18 protein-coding genes are annotated in these 19,401 nt (G+C 56.2%); 13 read left to right on the forward strand and 5 right to left on the reverse strand.

The window, feature by feature from the left end; genetic code table 11:
- The first annotated feature begins 39 nt into the window (after window positions 1–39).
- On the forward strand, window positions 40–3,501 hold the full coding sequence (locus tag IEX74_RS10565) for a methylmalonyl-CoA mutase family protein (RefSeq protein WP_188813835.1): 3,462 nt from the start codon (window positions 40–42) through the stop codon (window positions 3,499–3,501).
- A 58-nt stretch (window positions 3,502–3,559) separates the two neighbouring features.
- Here the strand turns inward: IEX74_RS10565 and IEX74_RS23210 are convergent, their stop codons facing one another.
- Window positions 3,560–4,318, reverse strand: a complete 759-nt coding sequence (locus IEX74_RS23210; RefSeq protein WP_229755199.1) for a hypothetical protein — start codon at window positions 4,316–4,318, stop codon at window positions 3,560–3,562.
- Between the two features lie 3 nt (window positions 4,319–4,321).
- The gene (locus tag IEX74_RS10575; RefSeq protein WP_188813836.1) at window positions 4,322–4,951 is read right to left on the reverse strand and encodes a hypothetical protein; all 630 of its coding nucleotides are present in this window, start codon (window positions 4,949–4,951) and stop codon (window positions 4,322–4,324) included.
- 453 nt (window positions 4,952–5,404) lie between these two features.
- Between IEX74_RS10575 and IEX74_RS10580 the strand changes: the two genes are divergently transcribed.
- From IEX74_RS10580 to IEX74_RS10610, 7 genes are all read left to right on the forward strand, one after another.
- A complete protein-coding gene (locus tag IEX74_RS10580; RefSeq protein ID WP_188813838.1) occupies window positions 5,405–6,811 on the forward strand; it encodes an APC family permease in 1,407 nt (468 codons plus the stop codon).
- A 410-nt stretch (window positions 6,812–7,221) separates the two neighbouring features.
- The gene (locus IEX74_RS10585) at window positions 7,222–7,824 is read left to right on the forward strand and encodes a DUF1579 family protein (protein ID WP_188813840.1); all 603 of its coding nucleotides are present in this window, start codon (window positions 7,222–7,224) and stop codon (window positions 7,822–7,824) included.
- A 176-nt stretch (window positions 7,825–8,000) separates the two neighbouring features.
- Complete coding sequence (locus tag IEX74_RS10590; RefSeq protein ID WP_188813843.1) at window positions 8,001–9,833, forward strand: peptidoglycan D,D-transpeptidase FtsI family protein; 1,833 nt, start codon at window positions 8,001–8,003, stop codon at window positions 9,831–9,833.
- Window positions 9,834–9,920: 87 nt separating this feature from the next.
- Window positions 9,921–10,763 carry a DUF1444 family protein gene (locus tag IEX74_RS10595; protein ID WP_188813844.1) on the forward strand — a complete coding sequence of 281 codons (843 nt, stop codon included), beginning with the start codon at window positions 9,921–9,923 and terminating at the stop codon, window positions 10,761–10,763.
- A 22-nt stretch (window positions 10,764–10,785) separates the two neighbouring features.
- Window positions 10,786–11,661, forward strand: coding sequence for an aldo/keto reductase (locus tag IEX74_RS10600; protein ID WP_188813845.1), 876 nt, complete (start codon window positions 10,786–10,788; stop codon window positions 11,659–11,661).
- Between the two features lie 39 nt (window positions 11,662–11,700).
- Window positions 11,701–12,147 carry a DUF1572 family protein gene (locus IEX74_RS10605; RefSeq protein WP_188813846.1) on the forward strand — a complete coding sequence of 149 codons (447 nt, stop codon included), beginning with the start codon at window positions 11,701–11,703 and terminating at the stop codon, window positions 12,145–12,147.
- Window positions 12,148–12,230: 83 nt separating this feature from the next.
- A complete protein-coding gene (locus tag IEX74_RS10610) occupies window positions 12,231–13,304 on the forward strand; it encodes an OmpA family protein (RefSeq protein WP_188813847.1) in 1,074 nt (357 codons plus the stop codon).
- Window positions 13,305–13,349: 45 nt separating this feature from the next.
- Here IEX74_RS10610 and IEX74_RS10615 read toward each other — a convergent pair whose 3' ends face one another.
- Window positions 13,350–14,201 carry an alpha/beta hydrolase gene (locus IEX74_RS10615; RefSeq protein ID WP_188813848.1) on the reverse strand — a complete coding sequence of 284 codons (852 nt, stop codon included), beginning with the start codon at window positions 14,199–14,201 and terminating at the stop codon, window positions 13,350–13,352.
- Between the two features lie 273 nt (window positions 14,202–14,474).
- On the opposite strand from IEX74_RS10615, the gene IEX74_RS10620 reads away from it, so the two are divergent.
- A complete protein-coding gene (locus tag IEX74_RS10620; RefSeq protein WP_188813849.1) occupies window positions 14,475–15,581 on the forward strand; it encodes an SDR family NAD(P)-dependent oxidoreductase in 1,107 nt (368 codons plus the stop codon).
- 142 nt (window positions 15,582–15,723) lie between these two features.
- Window positions 15,724–16,542, forward strand: coding sequence for a polysaccharide deacetylase family protein (locus IEX74_RS10625; protein WP_188813850.1), 819 nt, complete (start codon window positions 15,724–15,726; stop codon window positions 16,540–16,542).
- A 123-nt stretch (window positions 16,543–16,665) separates the two neighbouring features.
- Here the strand turns inward: IEX74_RS10625 and IEX74_RS10630 are convergent, their stop codons facing one another.
- Both IEX74_RS10630 and IEX74_RS10635 read right to left on the reverse strand, forming a co-directional pair.
- The gene (locus tag IEX74_RS10630; RefSeq protein WP_188813851.1) at window positions 16,666–16,917 is read right to left on the reverse strand and encodes a hypothetical protein; all 252 of its coding nucleotides are present in this window, start codon (window positions 16,915–16,917) and stop codon (window positions 16,666–16,668) included.
- Between the two features lie 12 nt (window positions 16,918–16,929).
- A complete protein-coding gene (locus IEX74_RS10635; protein WP_188813853.1) occupies window positions 16,930–17,220 on the reverse strand; it encodes a hypothetical protein in 291 nt (96 codons plus the stop codon).
- Window positions 17,221–17,685: 465 nt separating this feature from the next.
- On the opposite strand from IEX74_RS10635, the gene IEX74_RS23370 reads away from it, so the two are divergent.
- The 3 genes from IEX74_RS23370 (at window position 17,686) to IEX74_RS10645 (ending at window position 19,337) form a co-directional block, all read left to right on the forward strand.
- The gene (locus tag IEX74_RS23370; RefSeq protein WP_262892032.1) at window positions 17,686–17,817 is read left to right on the forward strand and encodes a hypothetical protein; all 132 of its coding nucleotides are present in this window, start codon (window positions 17,686–17,688) and stop codon (window positions 17,815–17,817) included.
- A gap of 221 nt (window positions 17,818–18,038) precedes the next feature.
- The gene (gene bamJ / locus IEX74_RS10640; protein ID WP_188813855.1) at window positions 18,039–18,662 is read left to right on the forward strand and encodes a BamJ family beta-barrel-assembly machinery protein; all 624 of its coding nucleotides are present in this window, start codon (window positions 18,039–18,041) and stop codon (window positions 18,660–18,662) included.
- Window positions 18,663–18,713: 51 nt separating this feature from the next.
- On the forward strand, window positions 18,714–19,337 hold the full coding sequence (locus IEX74_RS10645; protein WP_188813857.1) for a hypothetical protein: 624 nt from the start codon (window positions 18,714–18,716) through the stop codon (window positions 19,335–19,337).
- The last annotated feature ends 64 nt before the right edge of the window (window positions 19,338–19,401 follow it).

The following is a 19,401-nucleotide window of genomic DNA, read 5'->3' on the forward strand; positions in this document are numbered from 1 at the left end:
GTCTCTACATCGTTCTAATACCACCCAAAATCACCCACTATGCAACCCACCCAAGTTGCCCCTTACAAACCCCAAAATCACATCCGCATCGTGACGGCGGCGGCCTTGTTCGACGGCCACGACGCGGCGATTAACGTGATGCGCCGCATCATCCAGAGCAGCGGCGCCGAAGTAATTCACCTAGGTCACAACCGCGCCGTGCAGGAAATCGTCGATTGTGCGGTGCAGGAAGACGCCCAGGCTATTGCTATTACCAGTTACCAGGGCGGCCACAACGAGTACTTCAAGTACATGCACGACCTGCTGAAGGAGCGTGGCGCTGGCCACGTGAAGATCTTCGGCGGCGGGGGCGGCGTGATTCTGCCCACCGAGATTGAGGAGCTGCACGCCTACGGCATCGAGCGCCTCTACTCCCCCGACGACGGCCGCGCCCTCGGTTTGCAAGGCATGATCAACGACTTGCTCCAGCGTTGCGACTTTCCCACTGGCCAGAACCTAAACGGCGAAGTAACCCACGTAAAAGAGAAAGACGCCCGTAGCATCGGTCGCCTCATTTCGGCCGCCGAGAACTTCCCCGACGAATTTGAGCGGGTGAAAGGCCAGTTGATTGCCGATTTCCAGCAGTCGGAAAGCGCTTCTGACCAGCGTATTGATTCCGACGACCAGAAGAAAGCGCCCATCCTAGGTATTACGGGCACGGGTGGCGCGGGCAAGTCGTCGCTGGTGGATGAGCTGGTGCGGCGCTTCCTAATGGACTTCCCCGACAAGACCATTGCCATCATCTCCGTCGACCCGAGCAAGCGCAAGACGGGTGGCGCCCTGCTCGGCGACCGGATTCGGATGAACGCCATCAACTCGCCGCGGGTGTATATGCGCAGCCTCGCCACGCGCCAGAGCAACCTAGCCCTGAGCCGCTACGTGCAAGACGCCGTGGACGTGGTACGCGCCGCCGAGTTCGACCTCATCATCCTGGAAACCAGTGGCATCGGCCAGTCCGACACCGAAATCATCGAGCACTCCGATGCTAGCCTCTACGTGATGACGCCCGAGTACGGCGCGGCCACGCAGTTGGAGAAAATCGACATGCTCGACTTCGCCGACGTTATTGCCCTAAACAAATTCGACAAGCGCGGTGCCCTCGACGCCCTGCGCGACGTACGCAAACAGTACCAGCGTAACCATCAGCTCTGGGACCAGCCCCTGGACGAGATGCCGGTGTTCGGCACCATCGCCTCGCAGTTCAACGACCCCGGCATGAACCGGCTCTACCGTGCTATCCTGAGCATGCTAGAGCAAAAAACTGGGCTAGCTTTCGCCTCCCACCTCGAAACCAGCAAAGAGGACTCGGAGAAGATCTACATCATTCCGCCGCACCGCACGCGGTATTTATCTGAAATCGCCGAAACCAACCGTAGTTATGATCTTTGGGTTCAGAAACAATCCGAGGTTGCCCAGCATCTTTTCGGGCTCTCCCAATCAATTGACGCCGTCCGAAGCCTCCAAGCCGGAGGACATGGCGGCGGGAACAGCAGCGACGGACCCCAGGCCGGAGAACTCGTCGCCGGTCTGGAGAAAACCTTCGCGGAAATCAAGCTCCGGCTGGACGGCCAAAACTGGAAACTCCTGGAAACCTGGCCGCAGAAAGTAAAAGCCTACCGCGACCCGGAGTTCATCTTTAAGGTGCGCGACAAGGAAATTCGCATCCAGACGCACTCCGAAAGCCTGTCGCACCTGCAAATCCCGAAGGTGAGCCTGCCCCGCTACACGGCCTGGGGCGACTTGCTGAAGTGGCAGTTGCAGGAAAACGTACCCGGCGAGTTTCCCTACACGGCCGGCGTGTTCCCCTTCAAGCGCGAGGGCGAAGACCCCACCCGCATGTTTGCCGGCGAAGGTGGCCCCGAGCGCACCAACCGCCGCTTCCACTACGTGTCGGCCGGCTTGCCCGCCAAGCGCCTAAGCACGGCCTTCGACTCGGTGACGCTCTACGGCGAAGACCCCGACGTGCGCCCCGACATTTACGGCAAAATCGGCAACTCCGGCGTGAGCATCGCCTGCCTCGACGACGCCAAGAAGCTCTACTCCGGCTTCAACCTAGCCGCCCCCGCCACATCGGTTTCCCTGACGATCAATGGGCCAGCCGCCATGCTCGCGGCGTTTTTTATGAATGCCGCCATCGACCAGCAGTGCGAGCTGTATATCAAGGAGCACGGGCTGGAAGACGAAGTCAACCAGAAGATTGACGCCCTGTATCAGCAGTACGGCCAGCCTCGCCCTCGCTACCAGGGCGAGCTGCCCCAGGGCAACGACGGCCTAGGCCTAATGCTACTTGGCGTGACCGGCGACCAAGTGCTGCCCCCGGACGTGTACCAGCAGATCAAAGCGCGCACGCTCAGCCAGGTGCGCGGCACCGTGCAAGCCGACATCCTGAAGGAAGACCAGGCCCAGAACACCTGCATCTTTAGCACCGAGTTTGCCCTGCGCCTCATGGGCGACGTGCAGGAGTACTTCATCCAGGAGAAGGTGCGCAACTTTTACTCGGTGAGTATCAGCGGCTACCACATTGCCGAGGCGGGCGCCAACCCCATCACGCAGCTCGCCCTCACGCTCTCCAACGGCTTCACCTTCGTAGAATATTACGTGAGCCGCGGCATGGACGTGAATGACTTCGCGCCCAACCTGTCGTTCTTCTTCTCCAACGGCATCGACCCCGAGTACGCGGTCATTGGCCGCGTGGCGCGCCGCATTTGGGCCAAGGCCATGAAGCTGAAGTACGGCGCCAACGCCCGCTCGCAGATGTTGAAGTACCACATCCAGACCAGCGGCCGCAGCCTACACGCCCAGGAAATCGACTTCAACGATATCCGTACCACGTTGCAGGCCCTCTACGCCATCTACGACAACTGCAACTCTCTGCATACCAACGCCTACGATGAGGCCATCACCACGCCCACTGAAGAATCGGTGCGCCGGGCTATGGCTATTCAGCTCATCATCAACCGCGAGCTAGGTCTGGCCAAAAACGAAAACCCGCTCCAAGGCTCCTTCATCATCGAGGAGCTGACCGACCTGGTGGAAGAAGCGGTATTGCTGGAATTTGACCGCATCACCGACCGCGGCGGCGTGCTAGGCGCCATGGAAACCATGTACCAGCGGGGCAAGATTCAGGAGGAAAGCCTGTACTACGAGACGCTGAAGCACACCGGCGAGTACCCCATCATCGGCGTGAATACCTTCCTCTCCTCCAAAGGCTCGCCGACCATCATCCCCGCCGAGGTTATTCGCGCCACAGAAACCGAAAAGCAGTACCAGATCGACATGCTCGGTCTGCTCCACGCCCGCAACGCCACCGAAGCCCCACAGCGCCTGAAGCAGCTGCAACAAGTAGCCGTGCAAAACGGCAACCTGTTCGCCGAGCTGATGGACACCGTGAAGTTCTGCTCGCTCGGGCAGATTACGAATGCGCTGTTTGAGGTGGGTGGGCAGTATCGGCGGAATATGTAAACCACGACTGCTTGGGCTGAATAAAACGGGTGCTATCTTTCACAAGGTAGCACCCGTTTTATTTACATGTAAACTTAAAAACCACGTTATACAATATATCCTTGATAAACTCAACAGCCTTGTTTTTAGATATCTTAATACCAGATGGATGTGCACAGGAGTTGCGTGTACCTAGTTTCTCTTCTAGTATCTTTCTAACATCATTTGAAATAATTTTTGCTTCTCTACAAAGCTCGATAAAAACCCCTTCTGGTATATCAGAGAAATCATCCTTATTTTGAATCTTACTAACTTTTATTCTTTTATTGTTTTGCAATACCAACTTAGCATTGAAATCATCAAGCTTGCATCCTATGATATAGTTATAAAGATGATCTATACCGAGAATCCAAACCATAATCACTGATGCCCTATACGAACCAACTTCAACAGCTTTAATGGTTTCCTCTAAAAAATCTTTGCTGTTAGCGTCGGCAACCTCATCTTTTAGTCTGTTCAAATCTTCCTCTACTTCAATTATTGGCTTATCAATTTTGAGTAATTTAAATAATTCATCAAGCTTATACTGACTAATACTGTAACCGCCCTCTACTTTTATAAAGTTAGGATTGCGCCCCTTGGAGTTGTTAATCAGATATTCTCTTACTTTGGTGTATACAGGAATGTTGGCATCTTTGAAGCATGATTCTATAGAATCTTTATTGAAAAATTGTTTTTTACAAACAGCAATGTTATAAAAAGCAAAATGTAGGCACTTCTCAGATTGCTTCAATTCATAGAAGTCAGGAATTATCCTTACGAAATTAGCGACATCCATTGCCTATTCTTTGCTTTTGGCTGTTTTTTTCCGAGCTAAACTCCTGGGTTTTCCCTGCGAGTTTCCATTTATAATTTGTTCCGCATAACTTTTACCATCGACAGTTATCAAATAAGTCTCTCCACTAATATTTTTAAGCCATTTTCTCATAACACATTTCTTGAAATTCTGCGAAAGGTTTTTTATTCTTTGCTTATCTCTCCTACCACTTTCATCATATTTATCTGAAATATCTGATTTAACAAACTGATCTTTAGCAAAATTAGAAGCGTAAAACGCATATAAGAGCACCCAATCAGTTTCCACTTTAGGTAAGTCCCTCATGACAATATCCTTTAAAGTAGGATACTCGTTACTCGTTTCTTCAAACTGCACCTCATCATCTTTAACAGGATTATCCGAATCTCTACTGCTATTCACAGGAACCAATTTTTGTTCAGGAGTAACATTATGATTATTAGAGGCAGCTCTTTGGTCATCTACATAAGTCCCATTCATTTGTAGATGTTTAGCCAAATCGAATACATCTACTAAATATCTTAGCACTCTTAACTTAGCATTATCATCGAGTTCTTCTAAGAGTGCTCCGCATTTGTTAAGCGCCGCCATTTCGGCTTCTCTGGGTGAGTACATGAGTTAGGAATGTTAAGTCAGGAGGCCATATTACAATTATTTTCTTTTTAAGCCCAATATTAAAATATACAAAGGATCTACCCTTACTTGGAGCGAGTTTGGTACAACGCAACTTGCCCCAAAACTGGCGCGAGTTTATGACTCGTTCCTAGCTTTGGGTGGAGGTTGTACCTCCACTGCCGCGTCAGCGGCAAGCCCGTATTGCGCGGTTTGGAGCAATCCGAGCAGCGTTTTCTTTTCTTAAGTTATTCTCCCCGCCAACAGCCCTGTTATTTCTAACTTAAGTTGGGGCAAGTGCCGCACGACAATGCTCAGACCATTTCATCCGACACGGAATCGTAGCCGTGAATGATGTGGTTGCGAGTAGCTACAATGAAATTCGTTTTAGAAGCCTTGCCGCGCCAGCGGCAAACTGATAGCAACCCCTTAGCGACAAAACGAGTTACCTGGAGCATGAAAGTTCCAGAAAAGCCACCTGTCGCTGCTCCCGTAACGCTTGTTCGAGCCTTTGGCGTAGTTAGTGGCACGTTGCTGGTGGCGGGCATCGTGATTGGGTCCGGCGTTTTCAAGAAGATTGTGCCGCTGGCGCAGAGTGGCTTGAGCGCGGAGTGGATTCTGGCCGCCTGGATGGTGGCGGGCCTGATTACCATCTGCGGCGCCCTGAACCTGTCGGGTATGGCTTCGCTCACCGAAGAATCGGGCGGCGTCTACGAGTACCTGCGGCTGTCGTTTGGCAATTTCGCGTCGTTCCTGTTCGGGTGGACGGATTTTGCCATCATCGGTTCTGCTTCGGTGGCGGCGCTGGCCTTCATTTTCGCCCAATCCATCAACGCGTTGGTGCCCCTACCCAACCCGGCCCAGGCCTGGGCGCACCTCTCCATTGGCCAACTAGTTTACCCCTTCGCCGACTCGGGCATCAAGCTCCTGGCCATCGGCACCACGGCGGCCCTCACCTGGGTAAACTACCGTGGGGTGAGCGGCAGCGGACGGCTCAGCAACATCTTCACGGCGGCCAAAATCGGGGGTATTCTGCTGCTCATCTTCGCGGGCTTATTTCTGGCTTCGCCAAACTCCGGCCACACGTCGGCGGCGGTAGTGCCCACGCGAAGTGTGTCGCTGGCCAGTGCCTTTTTTGGCGCCCTGCTCAGCGTGTTCTGGGCCTACGACGGCTGGGTAGACCTCTCCTTTGTCACGGGCGAAATCAAAAACCCGCGGCGCAATGTGCCCCGGGCCATCGTTGGCGGGGTCAGCATCGCTATTGTGCTGTACGTGCTGGTCAACTACGTGTACCTGCGCACGTTGCCCCTGGCCCAGCTGGCGGCAGTAGGTCCAAACGAAATCGGGGCGTCCGTGGTGGCTGAGGCCTTGCTGGGCAAGTGGGGCAAAACGGGCGTCACGGTCTTGATTCTGGTGAGCGTGTTCGGCACACTTAACGCGGTGCTGCTCTCGCACACCCGCGTGCACTTCCGCATGGCTCAGGAAGGCTTTTTCTTCCGGTCGGCCGCGACAGTGCACCCCCGCTACCGCACGCCCTACCGCGCCCTGGCTTACACCCTAACGTGGAGTAGCCTGCTCATTATCTCCGGCACCTTCGAGCGCCTGACTGACCTAGTTATTTTTGCTACCTTCCTCTTTTATGGCTTGCTGGCCGTGGCCGTAGTGAAAATGAAATGGCAAGGCCGCATTCCAGGCCCGGTGCCCGGCTTTCCGTTCGTGCAAATCGTGCTCATCCTGTTTGCCCTCACCTTCACCGGCCATACACTGATTACGCAGCCTACCCAGTCGCTTTTGGGCCTAGGGCTGATTCTGACCGGGCTCCCGTTTTTCGTGTACTTCCGTCGGCGGCAAACGCGCGCCTAGCAAACAAGTGGCCTACCTCCAACTAGCGCGAGTTTAGAACTCGTACCTAGTTTTGAGTGGAGGTTGTACTTCCACTGCCGCGCCAGCGGCAAGTTAGTATCGTGCCGCTTGTTCAACTAGCAACAACGAGCTCAGTAAGAAGTGGAAAGCGCAGCGGCTCGCAGGAATTGTGCTTGCCCAAAAATACAGACCTAGCTTTCTAATAACCACATGCTTATGTGATTGATAATATTCTACTGGTAGCCGTTCTTTACCTTGAACTGGCGTGTGCTTCCAACCAGTAGGATCCAACTTTCATGTGGCTAATCAGCAAGGCCTAGCCCCTTTGGCGCCGAGCCCGTGCACAGGAAGGTTTTATGTATAGGAACGCAGCCAATGATCCTTTTCCAAATCATTACGCCCCTCCGTATATGAAACTCGTTGCGCTGACTGCCCTTTCGAGCCTCTTCCTAGCCCACGGTGCGCTGGGCCAAAAATCGCTCGCCGCGACCAAGGCAAAAACGTCTGCCCCGGTTACTTCCGTAGCCAATGAGCAACCCGGCGCTGCTGACGAATTCCATAAGATGCTGGCGCGGTCGAACGGCGCATGGACCGGTCAGGCCACGATGACGTTTTCCCCGGACGCCCCTCCGATGACGAGTACCTCTACCCTAACCAATCACATGGCGATGGGTGGGCTCTACCAAGTCTCGGAGATTACCTACGTTATTATGGGTAAGTCCATCACCGGGGTTCGGGTGACGGGCTACGACGCCAACAAAAAGATCTTCACCCGCGCTATGATCCAAGATGGCGGCAACGGCGTAGCGATGGAAGGGCCCTGGGATGCTACCGCGAAAACCATGACGTTTCGCTACCAACAGCTGAATAACGCCACGGGCAAAGCCGCGGATATGAAGGAAGTCTATACTATCATAGATGCAAATACGGAAGTACTCGAAATCTATCGGTTAGATCCACAAACCAGCCAAGAATCGAAGATCTTGAACGTGAAGTGGACAAGAAACCAGTAGAGCCAAAGAGTGCGCGTTTAGCATTCCGCGCATCAGGCGGCGACGTACCTCGTGCCAGTTGAGAAAGCAAAGCGCTTAGGCAGGAATCGATTCTGGTCTGGTTTAAGTAAGCAGCGACGAGCCTGGTTCATCAAAAAGTACGGACTGAAGCCCGACAATTGCCTAGCTTTACCTTCATGCGCATTGCGTTTGATGATTGGAAACTTAGCTTACTAACAGTGCTTTTAGCAGCACTGGCTGCCTGCTCATCCCCGGATCAGCAGAATGGCGACCCAGCGCAGGACCCGGCTACGGGCGAGGTCTACACCCGGCGCCGCGTGGTAGTGGCCGACTCGCTGTTCCGGGGCCGTGTGCTCGACCGCCACGATTCGGTGCTGGTAGACACCCGTATGCAGTTCGTGCTGAAGCTGCCGCGTCGCCCGCCCCTCGACACCCTAGCCCTAGGTCAGCTGCTGGGCTGGGATTCGACAACCGTCCGGCAGCGCATTGCCGATGCCCTACCCTACGGTAAAGGGCAGGTCGGCTACCCGGTTCAGCTCCGCCTCACCGCGACCGAAGCTGAGCGCGTGCGCCGCGACAGTAGCACCACCGTTCCAAAGCTCAGCCTAATTGAAAGCCGCCGCCGCACCTACACCACCGACGCGGGCGCTCCTGTGCTGGGCTACCTAGGTTCGGAGGCGCAAGCCTTCTACCGCCAAGCCATGCGCTACCGACGGGGCCGCTTCTACCGGCTGCGTAGCGGCGGCGTAGAAAGCTATTATAACGGCCTGCTCAACGGCCACCACGGCTTTCTGCACCCTCTAGTAGATAAACAAGGTAAAACGCACGGCACCTGGGCCCGCGACACGGCTTTCCTGCAAGGCCAGGACCTGCACCTGACCATCGACGTGAAGCTGCAAGCCTACGCCGAAAAACTGATGGGCGGCCGCAAGGGCTACCTGGTCGCGCTGGACCCAAGTACCGGCGAGATTCTGTGCTACGTGTCGGCGCCGGTGTACAAGGCGGCCACCATCACCGCGCCCGACCAGGCTGGCGTGCGCACCGAGTTGCTGCAAAGCGAAGGCATGCCGCTGCTGAACCGGCCCGCTATGCTGGCCAACCCGCCCGGTTCGGTGTTTAAGCTGGTGAATGCCGCCGTGGCGTTGCAGCTAGGCGCCATCAGCCCCGCTACCGGATTCCCCTGCGACCAGTCGCTGGTGAACTGCGTGCACCGCCACCCCACGGCCAAAAGCCTAACCCTAGGTCTGAAGTACAGCTGCAACCCCTACTTCTACCAGGTAATGCAGAGCCTCATCAACCGCATGCCCGACAGCCTGGCCGTGGATACCGTGGCCGCCCGTCACGAAAACCTAGCCCTCTGGCGCCGCTACGTTCGGTCGTTCGGGCTGGATTCGGTGCTGGGCGTAGATGTGCCGCGCGAGGCGCCGGGCTTTCTGCCCACCCCGGCCTACTACGACAAAGCCCGCCGCACAACGAACTGGACCTACCGCTCCATTTACTCGCTCAGCATCGGGCAGGGCGAAATCAACCTGACGGGTCTGCAAATGGCCAACATGGCGGCCATTATTGCCAACCGGGGCTGGTACTACACGCCTCACCTGGTGCGTAGCGTGGGCAAAAGCGGACCGCTGCCACGCTTCACCGAGAAGCACCGCACCCTCATCGACAGCGCCAACTTCGCGGCGCTAATCCCCGGCATGGTGGCCGTGATGCAGCGCGGCGGCACCGCTGATGCTTCCAGCTTAGCCGATGTGGGCATCAAGGTGGCCGGCAAAACCGGCACCGTGCAAAATGACGAGGGCGACGACCACGCGGCGTTCGTCGGCTTTGCCCCGGCCGATAATCCCAAGATTGCCATAGCAGTGTACCTCGAAAATGGAGGCTTCGGCGCTACGGCCGCCGCCCCTTGCGCCGTGCTGGTGATGGAGAAGCACCTGCGCGGCTACATTGCACCCAAGCGCAAGCGCTGGGAAAAGCGCATCCAGAATCGGGCGCGGAACGGGTATTAGGAATCTAAAACGGTTCCTTTTAGCATACTTTTACGTGCATTCAGTAATAGCGTAATTTGTGCCTAATACGCCATCATAATTTAATACATGAAGCATTTTATTACTTTCTTGCTTTTTATTTCCTTCAGCTGCAATAGCCCAACAGAAAGACTAACTGAGCAAGAATTTACTGAGCGCTATTTACAATTGCTGCAAAAGCATCATCCGTCAGTTAAATATACTATTGACTCCGTATTAACCATAACCGCTAATATTTCAGGCAGCAGTTTCAAACACTTCCTTGATAATGCTTATAAAGAATATAAAGCAGAACCAGAGTCTATTGATCAAACATTAGAAAAGTATGCACAATCTACTGATGACTTATATAAGTCTGATGAGCAAATAAATATCAATAGAGTTGTGCCAATCATTAAGGACAGAGGATTTCTTGAAGAAGCCAAGGAAATAGCTAAAGATAACAAGAATAAACCTATGGCTTTGGCTTATGAAGATTATAACTCAGAACTAGTTATCTTCTATGGTGAAGACGATGAAAAGAGCATCAGGTACTTTAACCAAGACGTTTTTGCAAAACAAAAAATCAAGCAAGATTCCCTACGCCCTATAGCTCTGAAGAATTTAAAAAGAGTTCTGCCCAAAATTGAGCGAATGGGTGAGAAGGGCAACTATATGATCGTTGCAGGTGGTGATTATGAAGCAAGCTTGCTTTTACTGAAATCTATTTGGACGCACGAAAACTTTCCGGTACAAGGTGATTTTATTGTTGCCATTCCTAATCGGGACGCCTTGTTTATCACGGGCAGCAAGAACCGTAAGGGCGTAGAAGCACTACGCAAGAAAGCGCGTGAATTATATGAAACAGGCTCTTACCAATTGACGCCTACTTTGTTTAGGTGGACAGAAGAAGGCTTTGTCAAGTACGAATAGCTCTCAACCTAACACACCCGTCATGCCCTCAACCATCACCATCGCCCAAAACTCCGCGCACCCGCTCACCGTCAACCGTCTCGGCTACGGCACCATGCGCCTGACTGGCCCCGAAATATGGGGCGAGCCGGCCAACCGCCCCGAGGCCCTGCAAATTTTGCGCACCGCCGTGGAAAGCGGCGTGAACTTCATCGACACGGCCGACTACTACGGCGAGGACGTGACCAACCGGCTCATCCGCGAGGCGCTTTATCCTTACCGGAACGATCTGGTTATCTGCACCAAAGTGGGCGCCACCCGCCGCCCCGATAAAAGCTGGGTGCCTTTTAACACGCCCGAAAACCTGCGCACCAGCATCGAGAATAACCTTCGCACCCTAGGTCAGGAGCAGGTTCAGCTGGTGCATTTGCGCCTGATGGGCCACGACGCGGTGCCGCTGGATGAGCAGCTAGGTGCCATGTTTGAGATGCAGCGCGAAGGCAAGATTCTGCACGTAGGCCTGAGCAACGTGACCCGTGAGGAGCTGGAAGCCGGCCTGAAGCTAGGTCCGATTGCCACCGTAGAAAACATGTTCAGCTATGCCCAGCGCACCACTCTTTCGCACGCCCACGGCCACAACCCCGGCGGCGAGGAAGTACTGGAACTCTGTGAGCAGCACAACATTCCACTGATTCCGTTCTTCTCGCTGCTGCACGCTCTGCCCAAGCAGCTGGACAAAATTGCGGAAGTAGCCCGCAAGTACAACGTCACGCCGGCGCAGATCAACCTAGCCTGGCTGCTGCACCATTCGCCCTGGATTCTGCCAATTCCGGGCACGTCGTCGCTGGCGCACTTCCGGGAGAATATGGGCACGAAGGACATCCAGCTGAGTGCGGAGGACATGGCTAATCTGGAATAGCCAGCGCTTACACCTGAACCAAGAAACCAGTAGCAGCCTATGCTGACGGACACCTTACGCCTGCTATTCCGGCGCGACCTGAACCGGGTGAGCCAGGAAATCGAGCTGTACCAAGACGAGCAAAAAATCTGGCACGTTGAACGCGGCATCGCCAATTCGGCCGGCAATCTGTGCCTGCATCTGGTTGGTAATCTGAACACTTATATCGGGCTGGAGCTTGGCGGCGTAGCCTATACCCGGCACCGGGAGCTAGAGTTTTCGCTAAAGGATGTTCCGCGCCCGGAGCTGCTACAGAAGCTGGATGAGACGAGCGCCATCGTGGATGTGGCGCTCGGCAACCTAGCCCCCGAGGTGCTGGCCCAGGAATACCCCGTTCTGGTTTTTGACCACAAAACCTCAACGGAGTATTTTCTGGTGCATCTGTCAGCGCATCTGACGTATCACCTAGGTCAGATCAACTACCATAGGCGCCTGCTCGACGTGTAACTATCTGCTATTCACGACTAGCCGACCGTGTTTTACTCGTTCCTGTTGTTTTTATTTGCCTTAAACTCCGTTCATTTTATCGTATGAAACGCAGTATTTGGCTTGGCATAGCGGTCCTGCTGGCAGGGCCGGTAAAGGCGCAATCGTTGGCGGGCATTTGGCAGGGCGTGGAAACGGACACCGATCAGCCGGGCGCCTCCTGGCCGTCGGTGCTTCGGATGCAGAACGGCAAGGGCACCGGCTTGTTTGGTGTGATGTACCAGGAGGCTACAGGCCGGCCGGGTGTTACAGTCACATTTCAGATTCAGGCTAGCCGCACCTCCGGCGGGATGCGCCTTGAGCACCTGCGCAAGCTGGACGAAACCGGTGCCAGCCCATTCAGCTACTGGTGCGAAGGCATCATCCTGTTCACCTACGACCCGGCCCTGGAAAAGCTAACCGGTCGCGCCGACTACGACCCCATTGGCCGCTGTGACAAAGGCACTTATGTCTTGTACCGCGTCAAGCTGAAGTCGGCAGCGACGGTGCGGGCCGGCGCGGCAACCACTATTCGCGTGTCGGGCCGGGATGTGCGCTGGTACGCCGATGCCGACCTGAAGCAGCTCGTGAACAGCGGCAACGAGTACCGCACCAAACTCAGCAAAGCCACCACCTTCTACCTGACCCAGGGCTACTACCCGACCCGCGAAAGCGCCGTGGTGCCCATTACTGTGCAAGTCAGTGGCGCCGCAGCCAAGACCAAACCTCAGCCCGTACCTAGGTCTACTCCGGACCTAGCTCCGGCTCCGGCTCCGCCCGATACAACTCGCCCGGCGCCGCTTGTCTCGGAGAAGCCCGTAGTGCTGCCGACGGTGCTGTTCCGGCAGGGCAAGCCTGATTTGCTGCCCGAGGGCTTGCCGGCGCTAGACCAGCTGGCGGCGGAGCTGCGCACCCGGCCCACACTGCGCATCCAGGTGGCCGGCCACACTGACCGCCTTGGCGAGCCGCAGAAAAACCTAGCCTTGTCGGAGCAGCGCGCCGCGGCGGTGAAGGCATATCTGGTGAAGGCGGGCATTGCGGCCGAGCGCATCAGCACCATCGGCTACGGCGACTCGCGCCCGATCTATCCTTCCCCCGACGTGCGCAACCGCCGCGTGGAAGTGGCGGAGGTGAAATAGGGTGCTCAATCAAACTACATGATATCCCAATACGCTGTGCGCTGATTAGAACACAACGTGCGGGCTGGTGTAAGCCCAGCCCAACGCTTTCAGCATCGTGACGGGCTTGCCGGTCATGTGCGTAACCTTCTCGATGACAACGGTGTGCAGATCCAGGTTCTGGTAATGGCGGGCTTGCAGCAGCTGCACCAGCTTCTGGTAAGGATCTTTCTGACCGGGCGTTTCCAGCTCGCCTACTTCCACAAAAACGTGCACCGGCAAATCAGTATGCTTTGCATGGTAGGCGTTTTCGATGTCGAAGATTTTACCGTTGTCGTAACCTAGGGCCGGGCTGCCGATCAGGATATTCTGGAACAGCGTGGGCTTCTGAAACAGCACGTAGGTGCCGAACAAACCGCCCATCGAGTAGCCGTAGAGCGTGCGCTGCGCGGGGTCGGCTTTGTACTTCTTTTCGACGAAAGGCATCAATTCCTGCTCGATAAACCCCAGAAAAGCCGGTGCGCCGCCGCTGCCAGGCCGGTCGGCCATGGCGGTGGGCGTGAAGTCGCGGTTGCGTTGGTTGCCGGGCGTCCCGATCAGCCCACCGTCGCCGATGGCCACCACCAGCGGCTCCGGGATGTGGTACTCGGCCATGAGCAGACCTAGGTATTCGAGCGTGGGCGAAAAGTCGTTGTCGCCATCTACCACGTACAACACGGGATATTTTTTACCGGAAGTCGCATAACCCGCCGGGAAGTGAACATACACGTCGTACGGGTGTCCAGCTACTTTCGACTGAATTACCTGGTGCTCTGAGTTTGGCACCGTTACGAGGGAAGATTGCTGGGCATAAGCAGTGCCGGCCAGCAGCCACAGCAGACCTAGGTTGAGTAGCTTGGCGACGGAGGGGATACGCATTGCGGTTGAGAAAATTTATGGTGCGCAGGTTAAGGAGTCCCGGCAAGATAATCGTTCTTCCCTGACTGGCGCACCCGTATCTAGAGTTACTGTTGGCTACTACTGGCACTACTGTACTGGCGCGAGCTTGCAGCTCGCACCCGTGTGAAGCACGCAGTCGGCCAACCATTCAAAAGCCAGTCAGAGCCCTGTTTTAAGCAAGCTGAGCTATATCAATGTTACCTAGCCTGTCGTACGAGCCAGAGCGTGCTACCTACCTCGCTCTAATTCTGTATGAAACACCCCTTACTTCGGCAACTATGCGTGGCCGACACCATCAACGGCACCAGCATCCGCATCCGACCCGCAACCACCAAGCGGCATCGGCTCACCTGGAGCAACGCGTGGCTGCTGCTCGGATTGCTGCTCGGCGGTTGCGCTACCGCTAAGCTAGGCGCGGCCGGGCAGCAAAAAGTGCAAGGCAAAACCTACGTTATCATTGGCGCTTCCAGCGGATTTGGCCGGGGCATGGCGGAGCAATTGGGTGCCTATCACGCTAACGTGGTGCTGGCCGCCCGCCGCACGGAGGTGCTGGAGGAAGTAGCCACCAAAATACGCGCAGCCGGCGGCACCGCCTTGGTCGTCACCACCGACATCAGCCAGCCCGACCAGGTGCAACGCCTGGCTGATGCGGCGGTGAAGCAGTACGGGCGCGTGGATGTGTGGGTGAACGATGTGGGCGTGGGTGGTATTGGCCGGTTCTGGGAGATTCCCATCAACGATTATTCGCGCCTCATTGATGTCAACCTTAAGGGCATTGTATACGGTAGTCAGGTGGCTATCAACATATTCCGAAAGCAGAACGCCGGCACCCTCATGAACCTAGGTTCGGTGGAAAGCGAAGTACCCCTCGCCTACCATGCCGTGTACGCTTCCACGAAGGGCGCCATTCGCAACCTGGACCAGGCCCTGAACAACGAGTTGCGCCTCAGCGGCTACAAGAACATCAAGGTAGTAACCATTGAGCCCTGGGCCGTCGATACGCCGTTTTGGACCCATGCGGCTAACTACAGCGGCGGCACTGCCCGCATGGCTGCCATGGACCCGCCCACGAAAGTGGTTAATGCCATGGTGCGCTCTTCCCTGCGGCCGCGCCAGGAACTGCCGGTGGGCTGGAAAGCAAGAGGCGCTACCATCTCGCACCACCTGTTGCCGCACTTTACCGAGCGGATTTCAGCCAACATCAGCCACCACTACCAGATCAAGACGGCGCCTTCCCTGCCCCCCACCGCCGGCTCGGTGTACGAGCCCATGAAAGCCGGCCAGGGCGTAGATGACGGCGTGCGGGCCCGCATTAAAGCAGAGAACCGGCAACGGCACGAGCAAAAAAGCAAGCAGTAGCGCGGCTTATACTAGCCGGATGATTATACAACATGCGTATTTCCGGGTGTGCTACCGGCCGGCGCTATTTTGCCAGCAACCAGCAAGCGCTACCTTGCGCCCAACTTGTATTGATTGCTAGCTATTGCGCCAACTCCACCCAATGAACAACCTCAAGCTCCTCACCCTAGCTTCTGCCCTGCTGCTCACGGGCAAGTCGGCTAGCTTTGCCCAAACCACCAGCACCTGGAACAACAAGCAGTGCGCCGTGGTGCTGACCTACGACGACGCCATCGACGTGGACCTCGACAACGCGGTGCCGGCGCTCGACTCCGTGAAGCTGCGGGGCACATTTTACCTGATCGGCTCTTCGCCCGTGGTAGCGAAGCGGCTCCCGGAGTGGCGGCAAGCGGCCAAGCGCGGGCACGAGCTCGGCAACCACGCCCTGATGCACCCCTGCGACGGCAGCCTGCCCGGCCGCGGCTTCGTGACGCCCGACAATGACCTGAGCAAGTACACCGTGAGCCGAGCCGTGATGGAGGCTAGGGTGAACAACACCCTGCTCAGCGCCATCGACGGCAAAACTGTCCGCACCTTCGCTTACCCGTGTGGCGACCTGACGATTGGCGGCGTTAAGTTTTATGATCAGCTGAAAAACGACTTCGTAGCCGCTCGCGGCGTGACGAGCGGCCTGCAAACAGCCGCCGAAGTCGACCTGACGAATATCGACAGCTACATGATCAACGGGCAATCGGGCGACTATCTGATTGACTTGGTGAAGAAAGCGCAACAGTCGCACACGCTGGTGGTGTTCCTGTTCCACGGCGTGGGCGGCGGCCATTCACTGAACGTCGATCTGAAGGCACACCGCCAGCTATTGCGCTATCTGAAAGCCCACGAAAAGGACATCTGGGTGGCACCGATGGTGGAGGTGGCCGAGAAGATCAAGGCGTACCAGCAGAGCCCGGCCGCTAAAAAGTAGCTAGGATCGTATTTGGAGCTTAGCCAAAAACAAGAAAGGACGGCATGCTGCGCTTGTCGCAGTATGCCGTCCTTCTTAGTTTAACCTAGCCTAGATCCACATAAACCTAGGTTGGAACGGTGCCTAGCCTTCCTTGCCGTTGGTCTGGCTGCTGTCGCCGTATTCGCCGCGAATGCCGCTGCCGTCGCCCATGTTTTCCTGGGTACTTACGGTGCCTGCTTCCGGGTTATTCTTGGCCTGCTCAGCCGAATCGGTGTATTGCTGGCCGCCGTCGCCGGCACCATCCGCAATGGTCGCGTCGGCGTTTTTGGTGTTCGGCGAATCGATGCGGCCTTGCTCTTCGTCGTCTTGCGACGGAATGGAGGGAGTGTTCATAAGGGGCGTTGGTTAGCTGTTGTTTTCGTCGTCAATTCTACCACCATCATTAGCGGGACTGGAAGCGGCGTTACCCGTTCCGTAATCCGATTTATACTCGGTGGTGTTTTGGGTTTGGTTGGCTTTTTCAGCATCGGCGCCGCCGCCCTGGTTGCTTTGGTCGGCGCTGGTGTGGCCGCCCTGACGACTACTTCCTTTGGCGCCGTCAGTGTTAGCGTGCTGGTCGCCGCCCCGGTTGCCGCCGTGGGTGCCGTCGTTGGTAGGCGGCGTCGTTGAAGACTTATTACTTTGGGTGTCGCTCATGGTTGTGGGGTGGAAGAAAGAGGTGGAAGAAAAGCGCCGCGCCGCTGGCCTAAGCTAGCTCGCCGCGTACAACGCTGGTGCTGCCAGTCGCTTCTGCTATCTATACGGGCTGCGCGCCACGCGGTTGATAGGTTAAGGCAAAGCTGCATAACCTTGCAGCAATCCGATTTAAGGCAAATACATCCCTAACTTATGATTTGCGAAACAGACGGGCCTAATTCCGGCGGAGCACAATATGCGGAGCACAATATACGGTAGCAACCAACGCAGTAGTCCAGACTAGCCCCCGCGGGACAGCATTGGTTGTTGAATCGTTGGTGTCACCCCGCTGAAGCTGGCTAGGTTCGCTTACTCCGCAACGTAGGCTAGCTGATAAACAGTTTATAGCCAGATCACGATACTTTAACGCAATTCCCGTATATTTGCAGGCAAGTTGTTGTCTTACTTTCTTTTATCTTCTTCGCTATGAAAAAGAGCACTGCTGTCCTCTCGTCGTTGCTACTGCTGGGAGGCCTGACCTACCTGGCCGCGCAAGTTCTGGACCTGCGCCTGTTTTTCGACCTGCGCGACGAGGACGACGACATTTACTACTGCTAGCTTTTAAGGGCGCCTAGGAGGCGTATCCTAGGTTTTTAGGCAACGGGCTTCGCTTGGCAGCGAGGCCCGTTTTGTTTTTGCGGCCAGAAGAAAGAAGGTTTTGAAATTCGAGTGTTACTATTGCGGGCCGAAAAATACACATCCATTCGGGCCGAAATTCGGTATTGCCTGGTAGTAGCCGCCCACCAAGCGGTTCTTATCGTTTTCTTTTCCTTTCTCTTATGAATCTGAGCAGCCACAAAGAGCAAATCAGCTACATCATCGGGCGCGACCTAGCCCGTAATTTCTCGCAGCAAGGCCTCGACCTAGACATTGACGTACTGGGTGCGAGCCTGAAAGAAGCCCTGGCCGGCCAGCCTAGCCGCCTTACCCAGGAACAAATGGAGTCGGCCATGCGCCAGCTCCAAGAACAATTTGAAGCCAACGAACCTCAACAAGAAAGCAACGACGTGAGCAACAACAAAGCCGAAGGCGAAGCCTTCCTCGCCGAAAACAAGAACAAGCCCGGCGTAACGACGCTGCCCAGCGGCCTCCAGTATGAAGTCCTGACTGAAGGCACCGGCAAGAAGCCTACCCCACGCTCCTCAGTAACGACGCACTACCACGGTACGCTGATCAACGGCAACGTGTTCGACAGCAGCTACCAGCGCGGCCAACCCGCTACGTTTGGCGTGAACCAGGTAATTGCCGGCTGGACGGAAGCTCTCCAGCTTATGCCCGAAGGCTCGAAGTGGCGCCTCTACATCCCCTCCGACCTAGCTTATGGCAAGCGCGGTGCCGGCCGTGATATTGGCCCCGACTCAGCACTCATCTTCGACGTGGAGCTGCTGAAAGTGAACAACTGAAGTACCGAATCGACCGCCCCGACTGCAACTGCTACGACCCAGCCCCGCTGGGTGAGCACGACAACGGCCGGGGCGGCCGTTTCGACGGCCGGCGTTGCGCCGGAAGAGCCCGCTACGGTCAGCTCAGCACCCGCAGACCCGCCGCCACCTAGCCCGTTAGAGCAACCCATTGCTACGCCGGTTGCCCCCAGTAGCCAGCCGGCTCCGTTGCCTACGCTACGAAGCACAGACGGACGATTGGTGCTCACAGCCACTTCGCTGACGGTAAATGGCAGCACTATCGGTCTGCTGGAGCTGGAGGCCGTGGAACTGACGCCAGTGCGCTGGCTGCTGTGGTACCTGCTGGGTGGCATGACGCTGGCAGGCTTTGCGCTAGGTTTTCTGCAAAACTGGCTTCGTACGTTTCCGGCCATGCTGGGGCTGGCAACCGGCGCTCTTCTGCTCGCCTATGGCCGCCGAGGCACCAACCGGCTGCGGCTGCACCGGCTAGGTCGGGAGGCTGTGCATTTTGCCTTATCCGGCGAGGCTGCCCAGTGGCAAAAGCTCGCTGCCGAAACCAACCGCCGCATCCGCCGGGCCCACGATGAAGCCGCCGCAGCTACCGCCGCGCTGCTTGCCGACGCCCCATCTACCCTCCCCCCGGATTCCGGCACTTTTCCACCCCCAAATGTGTAAGACTGCGGAGTGTTCTGTTTAGGTTGATTACTCTACCTTTAGGCACTCTTCCCCTCTTTTACTT

This window comes from Hymenobacter cavernae (assembly GCF_014641455.1).
Taxonomy (GTDB): Bacteria; Bacteroidota; Bacteroidia; order Cytophagales; family Hymenobacteraceae; genus Hymenobacter; species Hymenobacter cavernae.